General features: G+C 34.4%; 14 protein-coding genes and 1 tRNA gene. 5 read left to right on the forward strand and 10 right to left on the reverse strand.

Annotation, left to right across the window (positions count from 1 at the left end; all coding sequences use genetic code 11):
• Positions 1–161: 161 nt before the first annotated feature.
• Positions 162–596, forward strand: coding sequence for a hypothetical protein (locus AC0L5Q_RS16980; RefSeq protein ID WP_077343270.1), 435 nt, complete (start codon positions 162–164; stop codon positions 594–596).
• Positions 597–609: 13 nt separating this feature from the next.
• Here the strand turns inward: AC0L5Q_RS16980 and AC0L5Q_RS16985 are convergent, their stop codons facing one another.
• From AC0L5Q_RS16985 to AC0L5Q_RS17025, 9 genes are all read right to left on the reverse strand, one after another.
• Positions 610–948 (reverse strand): hypothetical protein, encoded by a 339-nt coding sequence (locus AC0L5Q_RS16985; RefSeq protein ID WP_077343268.1) that lies wholly within the window; start codon positions 946–948, stop codon positions 610–612.
• Between the two features lie 108 nt (positions 949–1,056).
• On the reverse strand, positions 1,057–1,743 hold the full coding sequence (gene ung, locus AC0L5Q_RS16990; RefSeq protein ID WP_473611880.1) for a uracil-DNA glycosylase: 687 nt from the start codon (positions 1,741–1,743) through the stop codon (positions 1,057–1,059).
• A 106-nt stretch (positions 1,744–1,849) separates the two neighbouring features.
• Positions 1,850–3,142 carry a threonine synthase gene (gene thrC / locus AC0L5Q_RS16995; RefSeq protein ID WP_473611883.1) on the reverse strand — a complete coding sequence of 431 codons (1,293 nt, stop codon included), beginning with the start codon at positions 3,140–3,142 and terminating at the stop codon, positions 1,850–1,852.
• A gap of 99 nt (positions 3,143–3,241) precedes the next feature.
• Positions 3,242–4,204 carry a homoserine kinase gene (thrB, locus tag AC0L5Q_RS17000; protein ID WP_473611887.1) on the reverse strand — a complete coding sequence of 321 codons (963 nt, stop codon included), beginning with the start codon at positions 4,202–4,204 and terminating at the stop codon, positions 3,242–3,244.
• Positions 4,204–6,660, reverse strand: coding sequence for a bifunctional aspartate kinase/homoserine dehydrogenase I (gene thrA, locus AC0L5Q_RS17005; RefSeq protein WP_473611891.1), 2,457 nt, complete (start codon positions 6,658–6,660; stop codon positions 4,204–4,206). Before thrA ends, thrB begins: the two co-directional genes overlap by 1 nt.
• A 625-nt stretch (positions 6,661–7,285) precedes the next feature.
• Positions 7,286–7,999, reverse strand: a complete 714-nt coding sequence (locus tag AC0L5Q_RS17010) for a M48 family metallopeptidase (protein ID WP_473611895.1) — start codon at positions 7,997–7,999, stop codon at positions 7,286–7,288.
• 41 nt (positions 8,000–8,040) lie between these two features.
• Positions 8,041–8,475, reverse strand: coding sequence for a YebG family protein (locus AC0L5Q_RS17015; RefSeq protein WP_473611898.1), 435 nt, complete (start codon positions 8,473–8,475; stop codon positions 8,041–8,043).
• Positions 8,476–8,627: 152 nt separating this feature from the next.
• The gene (gene dbpA / locus AC0L5Q_RS17020) at positions 8,628–10,016 is read right to left on the reverse strand and encodes an ATP-dependent RNA helicase DbpA (RefSeq protein WP_473611902.1); all 1,389 of its coding nucleotides are present in this window, start codon (positions 10,014–10,016) and stop codon (positions 8,628–8,630) included.
• A 179-nt stretch (positions 10,017–10,195) separates the two neighbouring features.
• A complete protein-coding gene (locus AC0L5Q_RS17025) occupies positions 10,196–10,924 on the reverse strand; it encodes an alpha/beta fold hydrolase (protein WP_473611906.1) in 729 nt (242 codons plus the stop codon).
• A 150-nt stretch (positions 10,925–11,074) separates the two neighbouring features.
• Between AC0L5Q_RS17025 and AC0L5Q_RS17030 the strand changes: the two genes are divergently transcribed.
• From AC0L5Q_RS17030 to AC0L5Q_RS17045, 4 genes are all read left to right on the forward strand, one after another.
• Entirely contained in the window at positions 11,075–12,712 is a 1,638-nt protein-coding gene (locus AC0L5Q_RS17030; protein WP_473611909.1) for a response regulator, read from the forward strand.
• A gap of 877 nt (positions 12,713–13,589) precedes the next feature.
• Positions 13,590–14,258 (forward strand): GntR family transcriptional regulator, encoded by a 669-nt coding sequence (locus tag AC0L5Q_RS17035; protein ID WP_473611913.1) that lies wholly within the window; start codon positions 13,590–13,592, stop codon positions 14,256–14,258.
• A 742-nt stretch (positions 14,259–15,000) separates the two neighbouring features.
• A complete protein-coding gene (locus AC0L5Q_RS17040) occupies positions 15,001–15,309 on the forward strand; it encodes a DUF1289 domain-containing protein (RefSeq protein WP_473618326.1) in 309 nt (102 codons plus the stop codon).
• Positions 15,310–15,416: 107 nt separating this feature from the next.
• Positions 15,417–15,492 (forward strand) — tRNA-Phe (locus tag AC0L5Q_RS17045).
• 53 nt (positions 15,493–15,545) lie between these two features.
• Here the strand turns inward: AC0L5Q_RS17045 and AC0L5Q_RS17050 are convergent.
• Entirely contained in the window at positions 15,546–19,028 is a 3,483-nt protein-coding gene (locus tag AC0L5Q_RS17050; protein WP_473611917.1) for a transporter substrate-binding domain-containing protein, read from the reverse strand.

Consider the following 19,028-nt stretch of genomic DNA (forward strand, 5'->3'; position numbering starts at 1 on the left):
TATTAAGTTAATCAACTGGGTATAAGAGTGGTTCACGGTTAGAACTTTATTTTACAAGGTAAAGGATAGAATAATGAATACAGTAGGTGGAAGCAGTTAATAAATACTAAGGGATGAGTTTACTGTTTTCCTATGAACAAAAACTTTAACTGAGCTCCCTTATGAATATTATGCTCCATCCCTCTAAAGCGGATCCTAAACGCTTTAGAGTTCAAGATAAAATACTAGGTGTACAAAAGTACTTTAGCTTAAATGATAAAGCGGCTGCTGATAAGTTTTGGCAAGAGTGCATGCAAAAGCGTAAATATAGAGCACTACGCTTAGAACTTCCAATCAATCAAATTTTTAATGACGATGGCTCTGTTAAAGGTTTACAGCGTAAAATTAGACATCGAAGTGATAGGCCTGCGTATGAATGCCTTGAAGTTCAGTTAAGCACTTCAAAAGGTCAGAAAAAAACAGAAATAACCCTAGCTAACAAAACATTTGAATGCGCCTATAAACAGGCGCAAGATAAAATACTTGCCATGCTCAATATTGAACGTACTTACGAAATAACTAAAATGTTTAACGAAACCAAAAGGCTTTATTGGTAACGGGTATAGAAAACTATAAATACTCTTGCTCTACATGAAAAAGGTGTTGGCTGTTGCGCAAGTTACCTGTGCTTATTAACCATTCTTCATCGATGATTTCGTGAATTAACGCGGCCTTTAAAATACGGCTTTTGTACTGTGTCCAATAGTAAAGTGTCGCTTGTTCGTGAATCTCATTATTGGGAAATAATTCACATCTATTTTCATTAAGATCTTGAATGATTTTTTCAATAACTTTAGGTTTTAACTCTTTTTCTATAAGTACTTTAAAGCGAGTAAATTGCTTTGCTTTAAACAGTTGCCAAATTAGCCAAGCTAATATTAATACGGCAATAACAACAATAAATTCCACACTATTCTCTTTTTACTGCTCAGATCTACTTGTAGATTTGACTGACTCAGTTTTAGTTATTTAAATGTTTACATAGATTAGCATCATACTAAATTAGCTAAGCAGGCGTTAAGTAATTTTCCAATCAATAGGTGTATGGTTGTTTTTGGTTAACCATGTATTTGCTTTTGAAAAATGCTGGCAACCAAAAAAACCTCGATAAGCTGAAAGTGGGGAAGGGTGAGGTCCAACTAATACTAAGTGTTTATTCTTATCTATATTTTTACCTTTTTTCTGAGCATGGCTGCCCCACAATATAAATACGCAACCTTGGTTTTGTGTATTTATTTCTTGAATAATATTATCGGTAAACGTTTCCCAGCCTAACTTAGCATGTGAGTTAGCATTCGCTTTTTTAACGGTGAGTACGGTATTTAACAATAATACGCCTTGTTCAGCCCAAGCTGTTAAGTTGCCATGGTTAGGTGTAGTAAAGCCTTCTATATCGGTTACTAGCTCTTTATACATATTGACTAATGAAGGAGGAACCTTAAAACCTTTAGCGACTGAAAAAGCTAAACCATGGGCTTGAGGTTCGCCTAGTTCATTACAGCCGTGATAAGGATCTTGCCCTAGTATTACGACTTTTACGTCAGATAAGTCAGTGAAGGTAAAAGCGTTAAATACGTCATCAACTTTAGGGTAAATTATTTCGCCGTTTTCACGTTGGTTTGTGATGGTTTGCGTAAGTTCTTTGAAATAGGGTTTGCTTTGTTCTTGGCTAATAATACTTTGCCATTGTGGGAGTATTTTCATGTGCTTGTAACCTTTCAAACATTTGGCTGATATAAAAAAGGCAACCAATAGGCTGCCTTAATCGTATATTTTTATCTAATGCATGCTTAAATCAATAATTTAAGGCTTAAGCTTTAGCTAATAAGTATTGACGTAATTCGCTGAAGTCAGCAGCCATATCAACTGAAAGAATAGTCTCACTTGCGCAATCAGCTAGTTCTTTAGGTAAACCAATTGGTTGGCCTAATGTGCTCTCTACTACGTCTTTAAACTTAGCAGGGTGAGCTGTACCTAAAAACACACCAAACTCATTATCTTGAGCGCCATATTGTAATGCTTTATAAGCAACGGCTGCATGAGGTTCGCTGATGTAACCTAATTTAGCTAATTGGATCATGGTAATTTGCGTTTGTTCTTCATCAATAGACACCGAACTTACGCTGTCTTTAGGCACTATACCTGTTTTAAGCATATGCTCTACACGTGGCCAGTTGTTAGGGTTACTAACGTCCATAGCATTAGAAATAGTAGCAACAGTGTCATGAGGTGACCATTCGCCAGTTTCTAAGTAACGAGGAACTGTATCGTTTTCATTTGTTGCGGCAATAAAGCGCTTAATCGGTAAACCTAATGCTTTAGCAAATAAGCCCGCTGTAAGGTTGCCAAAGTTACCACTTGGAATTGAAAATACGATGTTGTCTAATTTCTTAGTACCTTTTTGGCGAGTTAACTGAGCAACTGCTTCAAAGTAGTAACAAATTTGCGCTAATAAACGACTAATGTTAATTGAGTTAGCTGAGTTTAAGCCGATAGTGTTTTTAAGCTCTTCATCATCAAATGCTTTTTTCACTAACGCCTGACAGTCATCAAAATCGCCATCGATAGCAATGGTTTCAATGTTGTCGCCTAAGGTAGTAAACATCTTTTCTTGTAGTAAGCTGATTTTGCCTTTTGGATACATAATTACAACACGAATGTTGTCGATACCATGAAAAGCATGAGCTACTGCAGCACCAGTATCACCTGATGTAGCCGTTAAAATAGTGATTTTTTTGTCTTTGCTAAATGCTTGTAAACATTTAGCCATAAAACGTGCGCCAAAGTCTTTAAACGCTAATGTAGGACCATGAAACAATTCTAAAATTGCACGGTCTTCACTAATAGGTTGAATTTGAGCAGGGAAGTTAAAAGCAGAAGTTATTATGTCTGTAAGCTCTTTTTTTGTAAGATCTTCGCTAACAAAAGGGAATAAAACTTGAACGCTACGTTCTACTAATGGCATAGCAAGTAATTCTTCAATGTTGTCTAACTGAGGGATTTCTTGAGGGAAAAATAATCCCTGATTTTTACCTAAACCTTGTTTTACTGCGCCAGAAAAACTGATCACTTCATCGTTTTCTTTAAGATTATAAAATTTCACTATTTCTATTTCCTACTAATTTTTGTTGCTAACCCGCCGCGAAGGGCCGTTAGTATATAATAAGTTGTTGTACTATTCACTTCTGTAATCAAGAGCAACTTATAAAACGCATGCGCCTATATCATCTACTTTACAAACATGAACAAAACCTAAGTCTGTTTGTAGGTAGTTAACTTTAAGCCAGTCAGCCATTTTTTGCGCTAGCTCTTGAGATTCAAAAACACTGAAAAGTGTAGGGCCTGAACCTGAAATACCCGCAGCTAAGGCACCTTGCGACATTAAGTGTTTTTTAGCATCGCTAAACTTAGGGAGTAAGTGTTCTCTGTATGGTTCTGCTATTACATCTTTTACTACAGCAAATGCTTCGTGTTTGTCGCCTCTATGGCAAGCATCAACAAATGTTGCTAAATTTTGTGCAAAGGTTATGGCATCTTTTCTGCTGTAGCTAGTAGGTAAAACTTCTCTAGCAGCTTTAGTTGATACTTCAATACCTGGATAAGCCATTACATAATAACAAGCTTCAAAACCCGGTAAGGTTTTACAAATAATTTGCTCGTCTGGCACCATTAATTGTAAGTTACCTAAATAACATGGTGCTACATTGTCATAATGTAAACTACCACTTATTTGAGCTTCCATTTGGCCCATCATGAAAAGCATACTTTTTTTGCTAAAGTAAGCTTGGTTTAAGTTATGAGCTTTTTGGTAATAAGCATTTAAGCCTTCTAATGCTGCTACTACTGAACAAGCACTTGAACCTAGCCCACTACCTACTGGCATTTTTTTATCAAGCACCATTTTTACCGGTTCAACTTTATGGCCGGCTTTTTCCATTTCTTTGTTAAAAAGTAAAAGGCTGTGCCATACAATATTGTCGGTAGGTGCGCCGGGTAGCTTATTAGCAAATTCGCCAATAACTACTAAGCTATCTTCTTCTGCTGCTTCAACGGAAACAACATCACCTAATAATGTGCCATCAATAGGTCTTACTGCTAAACCTAAGATGTCAAAGCCAACACTTAAATTACCAATAGATGCTGGCGCGAAAACAGAAACAGACATTAGTGTTGTTGCTCCCATGCTAATGTTCTTAATATGTCACCAAATACACCCGCAGCAGTAACGGCAGCACCTGCGCCATAGCCACGTAATACAAATGGTAGTGGTTGATAGTAACTACTGTGAATGGCTAAAGCGTTTTCACCATCTTTTATACTGTAAAGAGGGTGGTCTTGGCCCACAGCTTCTATAGATACTTGGCATTTACCGTTTATGATATTACCAATATAACGTAGTACTTTGCCTTCAGCTTTCGCTGCTTGAACACGTTCATTAAACTTAGCATCGATAGACTTTAAGTTGCTCATAAATGTTGCAACGTCACCACTATCGTCAAAATCACTTGGTAATACAGGTTCAATGTTGATGTCTGAAATTTCTAATTGCATACCTGCTTCACGTGCCATAATCAGTAGTTTACGTGCTACGTCCATACCGCTTAAGTCATCACGTGGATCAGGTTCAGTAAAACCATTCTCTTTGGCAATAGCTGTTGCTTCTGAAAGAGGCATACCTTCTTCTAATTTACCAAACATGTAAGATAACGAGCCTGATAATATACCTTCAAAGCGTTGTAGTTCGTCACCTGCTTTAAGTAAGTTTTGGAAGGTGTCAATTACCGGTAAGCCAGCACCAACAGTTGTTTCGTATAAAAATCTACGGTTAGATTTTTGAGCGGCTGTACGAAGTGCTTGGTAGTATTCCCAAGAATCGGTATTGGCTTTTTTGTTTGGTGTAACTACGTGAAAGCCTTCTTCTAAAAAGTCTACATAGCTCATCGCTAATGCTTCATTAGAAGTAGAATCTACTAATACTGGGTTGATTAAATTGTTTTCGCGTACGAAAGCTTTTAGGTTTTCAGCGGTTACAGGAACGGCATCTTTACCTAGCGCATCTTTCCAGTTTTCTAGGTCGATACCTTCTTGGTTAAATACCATGCCTTTGCTATTTGCTAAGCCGTAAACTTTAATAACAATGTTTTGCTTTGTTAATTTAGCTTGTTGACGTGCTATTTGATTAATCAGTTCGCTACCAACAACACCACAACCTACCATGAAAACGTCGATGGTTGGTTTGTGAGAGAAGAAGTTTTGATGACTTACTTTCATTGCAGCGGTACATTTACGTTCTTCAATGACTACTGAAATACTTCTTTCTGAAGAGTCTTGTGCAATAGCTACTACATTAACTTGCGCTTGTGCTAATGAACTAAAGAATTTAGCAGCTACACCGCGTTGGTGGTGCATGCCATCGCCTACTAGAGAAACAATTGATAAGTTGCTCGTAAGTGTTAACGGCTCTAATAAACCATTAAGTAATTCTAATTCGAATTCGTTTTGTAAACTTGTTTTTGCTGCTTCTGCATCATGTGAATGAATACAAAAGCTAATGCAGTATTCGCTTGACGACTGACTAATAAGAATTAATGAGATGTTTTCACGGCTCATAGTTGCAAATACGCGGCTGGCCATGCCTACCATACCTTTCATACCTGGGCCAGAAACGTTAACCATAGTTAAGTTGTCTAGGTTTGAAATAGCTTTAACTTTTTTCTGTTGGTCGTTTTCGTTAGCGATTAAAGTACCTGGTGCTGATGGATTTCCCGTGTTTTTGATTAAACAAGGAATATGGTACTGAGCGATTGGACCAATTGTTTTAGGGTGTAAAACACTTGCACCGAAATACGAAAGCTCCATTGCTTCTTGGTACGATAGGTAATCAAGCAAGGTTGCTTCTTTTATTACACGAGGATCTGCGTTGTATACACCATCAACATCTGTCCATATTTCACAACATTCTGCTTGTGCACATACTGCTAAAACGGCAGCAGAGTAATCTGAACCATTACGACCTAATGTTGTTACTTGTTTTTCGCTATTTACACCAATAAAACCAGGCATAATCGCAATGTTATGTAAGTTAGGGTAAGTCGCTTGGAAAGCGGCTTTACATTTTTCTAATTCGGCAACAGCATTAAGTGAAACATTGTTGGTATATAAAAATTCTTCAGGCGCTAAAATTGATACTTTTTCATTTTGAGCAACAAGTACTGACTCAAGTAAAGCAACACTTAATCTTTCACCCATGCTGATGATTCTTGCTCTGATATGCTCAGGGCAGAATGAAAGCATGTTAGCACCTTTAAGGTATTGGCCTAAGCTATGTTCCCACTTTGCTAATGTTTGTTCTGAATGTTCACGGTTAAAAGTAGGTAATTGCGTATTTAAGTCTTCAATAATGGTATCAATAGCGTGTTTAAAAGAAGTTAAATCAGAGGCTAGTTTGGCTTCATCATTAATATTTTCAGCCATAGCGACTAAATGATTCGTTACGCCTTGAGGCGCAGAAACTACTACAGCTACTGGTGTTGTTGAACTTTGATCTTTGATGATTGAAGCAACTTGCAAAAACCTACCAGCATTTGCTAATGATGAACCACCAAACTTTAATACACGCATTTTACATTCCTCTTAATACAAAAAAGCCCGTGAGTGTTAGGTCACGGGCTTTGATAAAATCTTTCGTTTTTACATTAGCCAGCGACTACCGTCCAAATAATGGTAGTAGTGTTAGTCGTAATAATAATAGCGTTGCTGATTAATGTATTCATAGTGCGTAAAATGCCTGAATTAGCGGATTCTGTCAAGGGTAGTTTTGAATAAAGGTGAATCAATAATTGAATAAAAGAGATGATTTTTGAATAAAATATAGGGTATTTGCATAAGTAAGGGGAAATTGAGCGTAAAAAGCATACTATGGCTTAATTAACCTTTTTTACTATTTAATAGTATTAAAGCTAAACCATTTAATATACTAAGATATTTTGTATTAGCACCCTAAACAATAATTAAACAAATTGTCATTATTGAAAGTATGGTTGATACAATATAAATACCTGTAATTTTATAACTATGTGTATTGATTTTCATATTAAACTCACCCTAAAACACGCCTAACGAAAACATTCTCTATAATAATTAAAGCGTAAGCGATATTTATGCCAGAATGTTTTATGTTTAGATGGTTTTTTATACAAAAAGTTTAATATATTTTTTAAAATAATTGTTTGTATCAGGAGAAGGTTTACCAGTGCATTTTAGCTTGGTTTTGCTTTAACCATTGACTGGCTTTTTTATAGTTAGGCATGTGTTTTTCAACTAACCCCCAAAATTGAGCGGAGTGATTTAAATGTTTAATGTGGCAAAGCTCATGAACAATTACATAATCAAACACCCAAGCAGGTGCCATTATTAGTAAGTAGTTAAAACTTAATTCATGTTTGTTATTACAGCTTCCCCAGCGTGCCTTATAACGTTTTACTTGATACGAAGCCGGAGTAATATTAAGTTGCTTAGATAGTTCAGCTAACCGGTAAGCTAAATAATTTTCAGCTTGGCTTTTCATCCAACAGGCTAATTTTTTCTTAATTTGTTTTGATAAATAACTAAGGTCTTCCTGTTTTCTTTCTACCAGTAAAGGAAGTGTTAAGTTAACTTCCTTTTCAGTTATGTTGATTGAATTAGAGGCTTTGCTTCTTTGATATTGAACACACAGTTTTTTTTCAACCCCGTAAATAAGCAGGGTGCTGTTAGGAAGGTAAGTGGGTAATTCTGGGGGACAATGTTGCCTATGCGCGGCAAGTTTGTTGAGGATCCAAGAGGTTTTATTGGTTATAAGTGTTTGAATAAAATCAGGAGAGACACCTTTTGGTGCTCTCACAATAACTTCATTATTTTTTATTTGTAGTGCTATGGTTTTACGTTTGTCACTACGAATAACTTTATAATCAATGTTCACATTATTCACGATTAAAGGTTAATTTGTAGCGGTTGCTGTTTTTAAGCTGGGGTATTTGCAATTTCACTCGCGGTTTTGCTTTTTGTTTTTCTAACGGCTTTTTTAGGTGCAGGTTTTTCTTGAACAACTTCAGGCGTTTCATTTTCAGGTTCTGTGATAATAGTCTCTGCAACTGGAGCCGCTTCTACAGCAACTTCTGCTTTCGGTTCTATTTGAGCTTTTGGTTTAGCTTTAGGTGCCGGTTTAGCTTTTTTAGCTTGTAAGGCTACAAGAACATCTTCACGGTTTTGCGCTAAGTAGATACTTAATTCTTCTTTAACTTCATCACTAAGATCAAAAGGAGTAGAGTCTAACATGGCTGTTAAATTATCTGCCATATCAAGCATTTTATCGTAATCATCTGCTGCTTTTTTGTCCATGAATGTTTGAACCTCCACACCGTGTCGAATGACAACAAACCGACTTTCAACTGCCATTTTTTTCCCTTACTTAACGAATATTTATATTATTGAGTAAACTCGAGGATCTTTTGTATTAAACTAAAACGCAAAAAATCCTGTTAACAATATCATCTGTACATGTATATAACAACAGTGCTTTGTATCTTTTTTGTTATCGTGACTTGATATTAATCTAGCAACTGCCGTGTTCTTACGTTTCGGCCTTTTAATTTGTCTTGCGAGAGTTTCTTTAATGCTTTTTTAACAACACTTCTTTCTACAGCTACATAAGCCCACGTAGCGCCTAATTGAATTTTTCCAACTTGCGATCCTTCAATGCCATTATCTCCGGTTAATGCACCTAGAATATCACCGGGTCTAATTTTTTGTTTTTTACCTGCATCAAGTTGTATTGTTGTCATTTTAGGTTTTACGGGAGTTGTGTTTAATACGCTTGCATCGGGTAGTAATTCGCTTTCTATTGTTTTATTTAAGTAATCTTCAAGTAAGCCAAATTTATAAGATTCTTTATCGCTGTATAATGTACAAGCTATACCTTTGCTTCCTGCTCGACCTGTTCTTCCTATACGATGAACATGTACTTCACTGTCGTGTGCAATTTGGTAATTAAAAACGGCATCAAGATTATCTATATCTAGCCCTCTAGCGGCTACATCAGTTGCAACCATAATTGAAGCGCTATTATTTGAAAACCTAACTAAGGTTTGATCTCTGTCGCGTTGCTCTAAGTCTCCATGTAAAGCGACTGCGCTAAAACCGAAGTTGTTAAGGGCATCAGCAACCATTTGCACTTCTCTTTTGGTATTACAAAATACAATTGAGGTTTCAGGCTTATGTGCGAGTAGTAATAATCTAATAGCATCAATGCGTTGTACGTCATCTTCCACTTTGAAAAAATGCTGTGCAATAGTTTGTTCTGTATGCTCACCTTTGGCTTCAACCATTTCTGGTTTATTCATTATTTTATTTGAAATAGCTTCAATCTGTTTTGGGAAAGTTGCGCTAAATAATAACGTTTGGCGTTCGCTAGGTATTTGGCTAATGATGGCGTCAAGTGAAGCTTGAAAGCCCATTTCAAGCATTCTATCTGCTTCGTCTAACACTAAAGTGTCTACATCATTAAGTGTTAATGTACCTCGACCTAAGTGATCTTCAACTCGCCCAGGAGTTCCAACAATAATATGAGCGCCATGCTCAAGCGAACCTACTTGTGGTCCAAATGGAACACCACCACACAAGGTCAATATTTTTATATTGTGAATGGTTCTGGCGAGTTTTCTTAATTCTTTAGCGACTTGATCAGCAAGTTCGCGTGTTGGGCATAACACAAGCGTTTGGATACGAAATCGTTTAACGTTAAGTTTGTTTAGTAAACCTAAACCAAAAGCTGCTGTTTTTCCTGATCCTGTTTTACCTTGCCCGATAAGATCTTTACCTAATAATATATGAGGTAGGCTTTGGGCTTGGATCTCTGTCATTTCTTCATAACCAAGAGAAATGAGGTTATGAAGCAGATCAGGATTTAAATTTAAAGATGAAAAGGCATTGGCAGTCAATGGAAAGATCTCGTTGTAAACATATTGCGCTTATTTTACATGGTTTACTTTTTATTTGTCAGAGTTTTATTGGCTTTGTTTATTGCCTATACCTGTTACCAATTAATATGCGTATTTTAGAGCATTTGAGCAATATCAATTCAAAGCATTGTTGATGAAGTGATTTTGCTCAAGCGCTTCTACGATGGGTCTAAAAACCATTCTGAAATTGTATGAGCTAATAGTTGGGGTTGTTCTAACGGTAGCATATGACCCGTATTTTTAAGTATTTTTAAAGTTTTATTCTGTGTTATTGCTTCATCAATTTGTTTTTCAATACGTGACAATTTAACTAAACAATCGCTATCACCTACACAAAATTTTATTGGGCAATTCAGTTTGAATAATTCAGGTAATAAGTTTTTCCGTTGCGTTGTTACATCTAATTGATGGAGTAATACGTTTTTACCTAAGGTTTGATCCATTGCACGAATAGTTTGTTTTATGAGCTCATTAGTATGCGCTGAAGGATGCAATAAATGATGTATGCGCTTGTCAGGTATGCCGCTATATCCGTTAGATTTTATCCATTGAATGGTTCGAGCTCTTTCTTTTTTTTCTTTTTCAGGTAAGGCACTCGACATATTCGATACAAGTAATAACTTAGCTATTTTATCAGGATGTTTAAGAGCAATATTTGATGCTAGGTAACCACCCAATGAAAACCCTACGAGGTAGCTACTGTCAGAAATTGGTTGAGATAAATGTTCGGTTATTTCATCAATTGTTTTTAATGATGGTATAGGTAAATGAATAAATTCAGTACTTGCAGGGAGTAATGTTGATAGTGACTTCCATGCATTTGTCCATAAACGTTCATCACACATAGTGCCAGATATAAAGTAAATTTTTTTCGTTGTAATTGTCATAAAAGTTTATATAGTCAAATTTTTGTAAGGGTTATCTGTAGATAGTCTATTATTTTAATAGTGGACTATTCGTATTTACATTGCTTTTATTCAAAGTAGTTGATAAAAATAACAAGGTAATTACTTCAAACAGCAAAGGTTTTATTATCGATGGAAATAACAAGTAAAAGCGATTTAGATGATTTTGCTAATTTAAATGTGTTAATTATTGATGATAATAGACTTGTACACGATTTTTTAAAACATACTTTTTTCGATTTAGGGTTTAAAACCGTTCGATGTGCTGAAAATGCTTATCATGGTTTAAGTCTATGTGAAGAAACTCGCTTTCATATTATTATTTGTTCATTTAATGTAAAAAGTGATAAAGATGGGTTTCATTTATTAGAAGAGCTTAAATTTAAAGGGCATGTTAGTAAAACCACTATTCTTATTTTTCTGAGTTCTGAAACCAACGAATCTTTAGTGAATTCAATTGTAGAATTGCAACCGGATGATTTTTGGGTAAAACCTCTTTTACCTAAAACCGTTATCGCAAGGATTAAATACACTCTAGATATTAAAAAACACCTTTTTAGTTTGTATAAATCGATTGATCTTAAAGAGCCTTCTAAAGTTATTTACTATGCAGATCGTTTTTTATTAGATAAAACCTTGGCTAAATATCACCCTAATATTCAGCGTATGAAAGGTGAAGCCTTTATTAATTTACTTGAATATAAAGAGGCTGAAATTTTCTTCAAAGGCCTGCAATCTAAATATCGCTATGCATGGGTGTATTTGGGCTATGTAAAAGCGTTATTAAAACAAGGGAAAATGGAAGAAATTCAAGATTTATTGGAGGAGTTAGCAAATAAGCCTGATACACGTTTTGCTTTGCATGATTTATTAGCTCAATATTATATGGAACAAGAAAACTATGAGCGCGCTTACGAAGAAATTAAAAAGGCAACGAAACTATCACCTCGTAATATTGAGCGAAATAAGAAGTCATGGGATTTAGCGCGATTAAATCACGATCATATGGGGCAGTATATGGCAACGAAGAATATTGCAATTAATGCCAAAAATTCTATTCACGACTCTCCTGCATTAATACTAAATGTTATTCGTTCAGGCATTGATCTAGCTTGCACTATAACTGATGAGTCTTCTAATAAAGTACTAGGTGAAACAGATCAGTTTATTAAAAAATTAGAGCATGGATATAAAGATTTAAATTTATTTAAAGAGCAAATTACCGTGGTAAAAGCTCGCCTTCATAATGTGCGAAATGAAAATGTTAAAGCAAAAAAATTAGTAGAAATGCATTTAACTTTAAAGCCGTCGGAATCTATTGAAGATAACTTAGATAAAGTAAAAGTTTTTCATGAGTTAGGAATGAGAGAAGAAGCTTTTACATTACTTAAAGCTGTTAAAAATCAAGTGTCGGGTGACTCTTTAACCAGTGAAGTACTCAGTAAGTATGTCGAACAAGAAACCGACGAACGTTCAGAAATTAATTTTACCCCCAAGCAGCTTAATAGTATGGCTGTAGAATTTTTTCAAAAGAATAAACTTTTACCTGCCCTCAACTCTGTTATTCAAGCATTAAAATTAGCGCCTACAAACGTTAAACTACTATTTAGTTTGTTGAAAATTCTTATCGTGATGAAAAAACGTGAAGAAATCACCTCAGAGCAAACTAAATTAGCGGCAGATGCTATTGAAAAATTAGAGAAAACGCCTCTCGATGATAATAAACTACACGTTTTTAGCGGACTGAAAATAAAATGGCATAATGATTAACACTCAAGTTAGCATAGGTAAAAACAAGTGTTTATTATTTGTTTTGTCTAAGATTTTTTCATTTTACACTTTCTATTAAGGTCAGATAACTTTTCTCCGATAATCAACAGCGGAATATTTATCTCTGATTTATTAGCATTTTAAATTGCTAAGCCAGCAATAGCTCAATAATTAATGATTTTTGTATGAGCTAAATCACTTTCTATTAATTAAAATTAAGTATTTAACCTCAACTCGGGTTAATGAATGTTAGATAATGAATTAAAATTCTTATTTATCAAAGCCTTAATCTGTATCGTTGTTTTCCTAAGTTATATTAGTCTCTCAACATTGATATTTTTGTGTATAACAAGGCGAATTTTTCTATCTAATAGCTAGCTATTAGTAATAAATTCAACAAAGTTAGGCATAAAAATAGCTTGTTGAGTAACTTTGCTTATCCCGAGCTGAGGTTATTTAACCTTGAATTCGGTTTAATAAGTGCTTCTCTAGCAACTATTTTTCCTAACTTCTACGTTAAATTTACTTGCAATAGAGGAGTATTGACGCGAAATTTGCCTTGAATTAGGAAAAACTTGCAAGCTAGAGGCTCAGTAAAGCTATTTTTTTGTTATATTTCAATTTGTTAAGGAGCTCTTAAACCGAGTTCAGGTTAGTTAACCTTTTTAGTTATCAGTTTGTTTTATTCAGTAGAATTCAGAAATATTCTTTAATAAGATATGAAGTACTTTTACAAATGTTAAAAAAAGGTTAATATGAGGTTAACTTTTTAAGTGACAATAGAATACTTATATTCAAATTATTGAATATAATAAGTTTGTCTGTATATGTTTTTAGCATGAAATTTATATAGGCTCCATAATTTCAGGGAACGCAAATGTCCATTACGTATAAAACAAGAACTCAACTGGTTGTTGAAACTATTAGAGAAAAAATATTAAGCGGAGAAATAAAGGCTGGACAACCTTTACGCCAAGCGGCGTTAGCAACAGAATTAAATGTTAGCCGTATACCTATTCGTGAAGCTTTATTACAGTTAGAAGCTGAAGGCTTAGTTTCTTTTGAACCACATAAAGGCGCAACAGCAACCGAACTTAATGTCAGCAGGGTTGATGAATTATTTGAACTTCGTGCATTATTAGAGTCTGACTTACTGGCATCGTCTATCCCTCATTTATCAGAAGAAAAATTAGAAGAAGCAACTCATTTATTGCATCAGCTTGATCGTGCTTTAGGCACAGAAAATGCCGCTAATAAATGGAGTGAGTTAAACTCTAGTTATCATAATTGTTTGTATTCGGCATCAAACAAGCCGCAAACAATCGATTTAGTTAATACCCTTAATAAAAATGCAGACCGTTATATTCGAATGCATTTACTTTGGGCAGGTGGTATTTCAAAAGCAGAATCTGAGCATAATGAAATACTTACTTATTGCAAAAACAAAGACATTGAGAATGCTGTTGCTGTTTTGAAAAAACATATTTTAGGTACTAGAGATGAAATTAGATCTTTCTTACTTGAGCGTGAATTAGCTAATGCTTAATTTGAATATTTAAATACCTATTCAATAATTATTAAATAGGTATTATAAATTTTAATTCATAATAGGCTAAGTAGCCTGAACTCAGCTTAATAAATGCTTCTCTAGTAGTTACTTTTCCTAACTTCTGCGTTAAATTTACTTGCAATAGACTGGCTATTGACGCGAAATTTACCTTGAATTAGGAAAAACTAGCTAGAGGCTCAATAAAACTATTTTTCTTATATTTCAATTTATTAAGAATCTCTTAAACCAAGTTCAGGTTAAGTACTCAATGGTAAAACTTTTACGTGTACCTGCACTGTAAGATTTAATGTAAGTGCTTGTTTTATCTTTTCTGATTTCATGCCTAAAAAGTAAGCAGTTATTGACTTTTTTCATTCCTATCTATACTATTCACGCCGCTTTAACTCCCTGTATTTAAGGTTTAATTTCTTTTTAGTTTGTTTTTAAAGCTATTTTTTATACCGTTCCATAAATAATTTGGCCTTTTTATACAAAGGGTGCTTGGTCTTTTTAACGACTAGAAATGATCAATTAATTATTGGGATTGAAGATCTTAATTACCATCTTGCAACAGATAAGCTGGCATAAGTTAGAGAACTTAGGTAAAAGTATCTATACTCATACCACCTCAATATGCAGTTTCAGGACGTCTGAGGTGGCATGGGTATATGTGTTATAATTTATAGATATCTTTTGATCTTATTATTTATGTCAATTGCGTTAAGGTTCCTATGTGAGTATGCAATTAGAGTTTTTTGATGTTCCTAGTCCTTGTGTTGGAATTTGTCAGTCAAATGACAAAGGTCAGTGTTTAGGGTGTTTTAGAACAAGAGTAGAGCGTCAAACATGGACGAATATTAATTCGGATGAAAAACAAAAGGTTATCAAGCGCTGTATTCAACGTAAAAAACGTTTTGAAAATAAAGTGATAGCCAAAGTTAAAGTAGAAGAAGAAACTAAAGTTGTGCAACCTTCTTTACTTGATCCTCCTGTTAAAAAAACATTAGATACGTCTACAGATTTCGACTTTGACGATTTTGAATTGTAAATCATCAAGTTAAATAAGTTGCTAGCGAAACTAATAACTTATATGATGTGCGCTCTTTTAGAGCTTAAGCATATTTAAATGTTAGAATTGTATTAAGTCGCTAAATTGCCCCGATAGCTCAGTTGGTAGAGCAGAGGATTGAAAATCCTCGTGTCCCTGGTTCAAATCCGGGTCGGGGCACCATATAATATATTTGATATAAAATATAACTAAAGCCTGCATTGATGCAGGCTTTTTTATTTTTGTTCAGTGAATAACATAAATTGATGTAAGTAGTATTTAATTTTATTTATGTCAAATACATCAGCTGCAGCAAAAAGCTCTTGTGCGTATTCTTCTATAGAGTATTCTTCATTTTTTTTCGCCCAAACCTCTAGTTCTTGCGAAAACTTGATAATACCGTTGAGCTGATTATTTTTTTGTAATAGCAGGCAGATTGGAACATAGGTTTCAGTAAGCTCCTTTAATCGTTCTTTATTATGAAGCGCTATCGTTGTAGTGTTATGAGCCTCTTTTTTATTATTTTCACTTGATACAAACACATGATCTAAATGTTTTGTGAGTTCATCAATTAATTCTTTTTGTAATACGGGTTTACGTAGGTAACCATCAAAATTTTCTCGTCGTTGTCGTTCGTAATCACTTCTCATTACCGATGCAGTTAACGCTATTATAGGTAGGTTAGGGTTTGATGCTTTAATGATTTGTGCGGCTTCGTATCCATCCATTCCAGGCATTCTAATGTCCATTAATACTAAGCTAATATTATTGCTATGGGCTTTTTCGACGGCTTCTTCACCGCTTTTAGCTATCAATAGTTGAATAGAAAGAGAAGAGAATATTTCTATTAATAATTGCCTGTTGTCTTCAATGTCATCAACTATCAGTATGCTGGCTCCTAAAAAATCACATTTTTTGGTATCATTATTTTCTTTAGGAGATATGTCTTCGTTTGATAATATTTGTTCAATTGCGTGTAATTTTAAACTGAAGCAAGAGCCTTTATTGAGTATGCTAGTAACCGATAGGTCACCATTCATTAATTCGGTTAGTCTTCTACTAATTGTTAAGCCGAGGCCTGTACCACCATATTTTCTAACGCTTTGTCCTTCTCGTTGATTAAAGCTTTCAAAGATAGATTCTTGATCACTTTCAGAAATACCAATACCACTGTCTTGTACTGATATAATAAGGTTTTCTTGATTATTAGTACTTTTTTCTATTGTTGCTTTTAAGGTAATTAAACCAGAGTCCGTAAATTTAACTGCGTTGCCTACAAGGTTAAAAAGTATTTGCCTTACTCGTGCTTTATCTATTAATAAGTGACGGGGAATATCGTCTGAAACATCAATAATAAAGTCTATGTTCTTACTTTTAATTTTCATTAAAAAGACATTGCCTATTTCATCAAATAATCCGTTTATATTGGTAGGCTCTTTAATAATGGTTAGCTTACCCGCTTCTATTTTAGATAAGTCTAAAATATCGTTAATCAGCATTAATAAAGAGTTACCTGCTGATTGTATGGTGTTGACGAAAGTTTTTAATTTACGATCCGTAATCTGTTCGCTAAGTAGTTCTGTAAAACCAATAATTGCATTCATTGGGGTTCTGATTTCATGGCTCATATTGGCTAAGAATTCTGACTTGGCATTGTTTGCCATTTCAGCTGACAGCTTTGCTTGCTCTAAATTTTCTTCCATAGCGATACGCTCAGTTACATCAACGGCTATGGTTAATAAAACAGGCTTCCTTTTATAGGTAAGGGGAATTACCGAAATCATCATTGAATGTACTGAACCATCATAACGCTTGAAAGGAATCACAAGTTGTTCTATTTTTCCGTGCTTTTTAATTTCCTCGGCTACCGTTTCTCTATCATTCATATTGTGATAGAAATCAGCAATATTTAATTTTTTTATATCGATATTTTTAATATTATTGTCATGTTTAGCTTTTTTGTTCGCTGTAATAATATTGCCGCTAAGATCTGTTACTACAACATGTTGTGGAATATTATCGAGTAAAGCTTTTGTTTGAGTTTCTGCTTCTTTTCTTAAGAGTATTTCGTGTTTAAGTTTTCTATTCCAATAAATGATGAAAATCAGAATAAAAATAAAAACAGAGACAATTTGAGCGATTAACTGATAATCAATTTTAGTGACAAACTGAGAACGTCCCCATTTTTGGGCTATGCTTTGTTTTTCACTGGGGGGAATTTTTTTCAATGCTTTATTTAGAATAGGAATTAATGAAGATAATTCTGGGTTCACTCCAAAAGTGAGTTTTGTTTTAAATTCGGTTGTACCAACCACTCTAATATTGTTTATCCCCATTTCTGATATTAGGTAGCTAACTTGAGGTAGTGTGCCGAGAAAAGCATCTACTTTACCTGTGGATACAGCTGTTAAACCATCAGCTACGGTGTCTACTTTGTTAAATGGAATATAGGGATAGCGATTTAATATTTGATGGGTGTTGCCGTAATCTTTAACGATCGCTATTTTTTTTGATTTGATGCTATCAATATTTTCAATAAACCTTTGTTTACTTTTCATCACGATAACAATTGGGCTGGTAAGGTATTGTTCGGTAAATTCTAATTCGTTAGATAAAAATGTTTGTTCGGTTGTTGAAATAAGCCCTATTTCCCCTGATTTAGCCAGTGCAACCGATTCAGCCCAAGTATTTGTTGGTATGTATTTAAACGTTATATTAAGGGATTGGCTTAAAACATTTAAGTAATCAGACACCATTCCAATGTATTGGTTATTTTTATCTTTTGCTTCATAAGGCAACCAATGTGGATCACCTGCAAATGTAATAATAGGATGTTTTAGTAACCATTCTTTTTCATCTGTTGTGAGGTATTCTGTTGTTGAGTGCTTTTTTGGTTTATTACTTAGCCAACGTTGAGAAATGTTCTTTTTGTCACTTTCAGTAATTGCTAATAACCCTTTATTAATAATGCCTGCGAGTGTTTTATTTTTTTTCAAAGTAACAATGTGAATAGTGTGCATACCAATTGAGCGGGTTGATTTAAAGGGGACTATTGTATTTATACCTTCTTTTTCAAGTGTATAAATAAGGGCTCCGTAAGTATCGTAAAGTATATCTGCACGGCGTTCTAAAACCGCATCTATAGCTTCTCCAAAGGTATTAACTAAATAAATATTTATTTTGGGGTAATGTTTTTGCAATATTTCTATATGAGCATAGCTCTTAGGAATAGCGACTGTTTTACCATTTAGGTCTTGAATTGATTCAGCTTTTACAGATTGATGAATAAAAAAATAATCTAATGCTTCGAAGTAAGGTTGAGAAAAATTTAAGTATTCTTCACGTTTTTTTGTGTGGTATACCGCTGGTAATAAGTCTACTTCACCGGTTTTTATTTTAGCTAAATTATCGTCCCAAGTTGAAATCGAAATATTAAATGTTAAACCTGTATATTTTGTAATAAGTGATAGGTAATCGTTAGATATTCCTTGATGTTTACCTGAATCGTCAGCGAAATTAAAAGGTGTCCAATCCTTTGTTCCACCCACATTTACAACAGGGTTTTGTTTTATCCATAACAGTTCTGAAGGGGTTAGTATTTGATTATAAGTTGTGTGTTGTTCGGTGTTTTTTGTTTTATCGGTATTTTGAGCAATTGAAAAGGAACTAAGCAAGTATATACACAATAAAAAGTGAGTGATTAAGCTTGTTTTTTTCAT

It is taken from the genome of Pseudocolwellia sp. G5-9 (genome assembly GCF_055808995.1).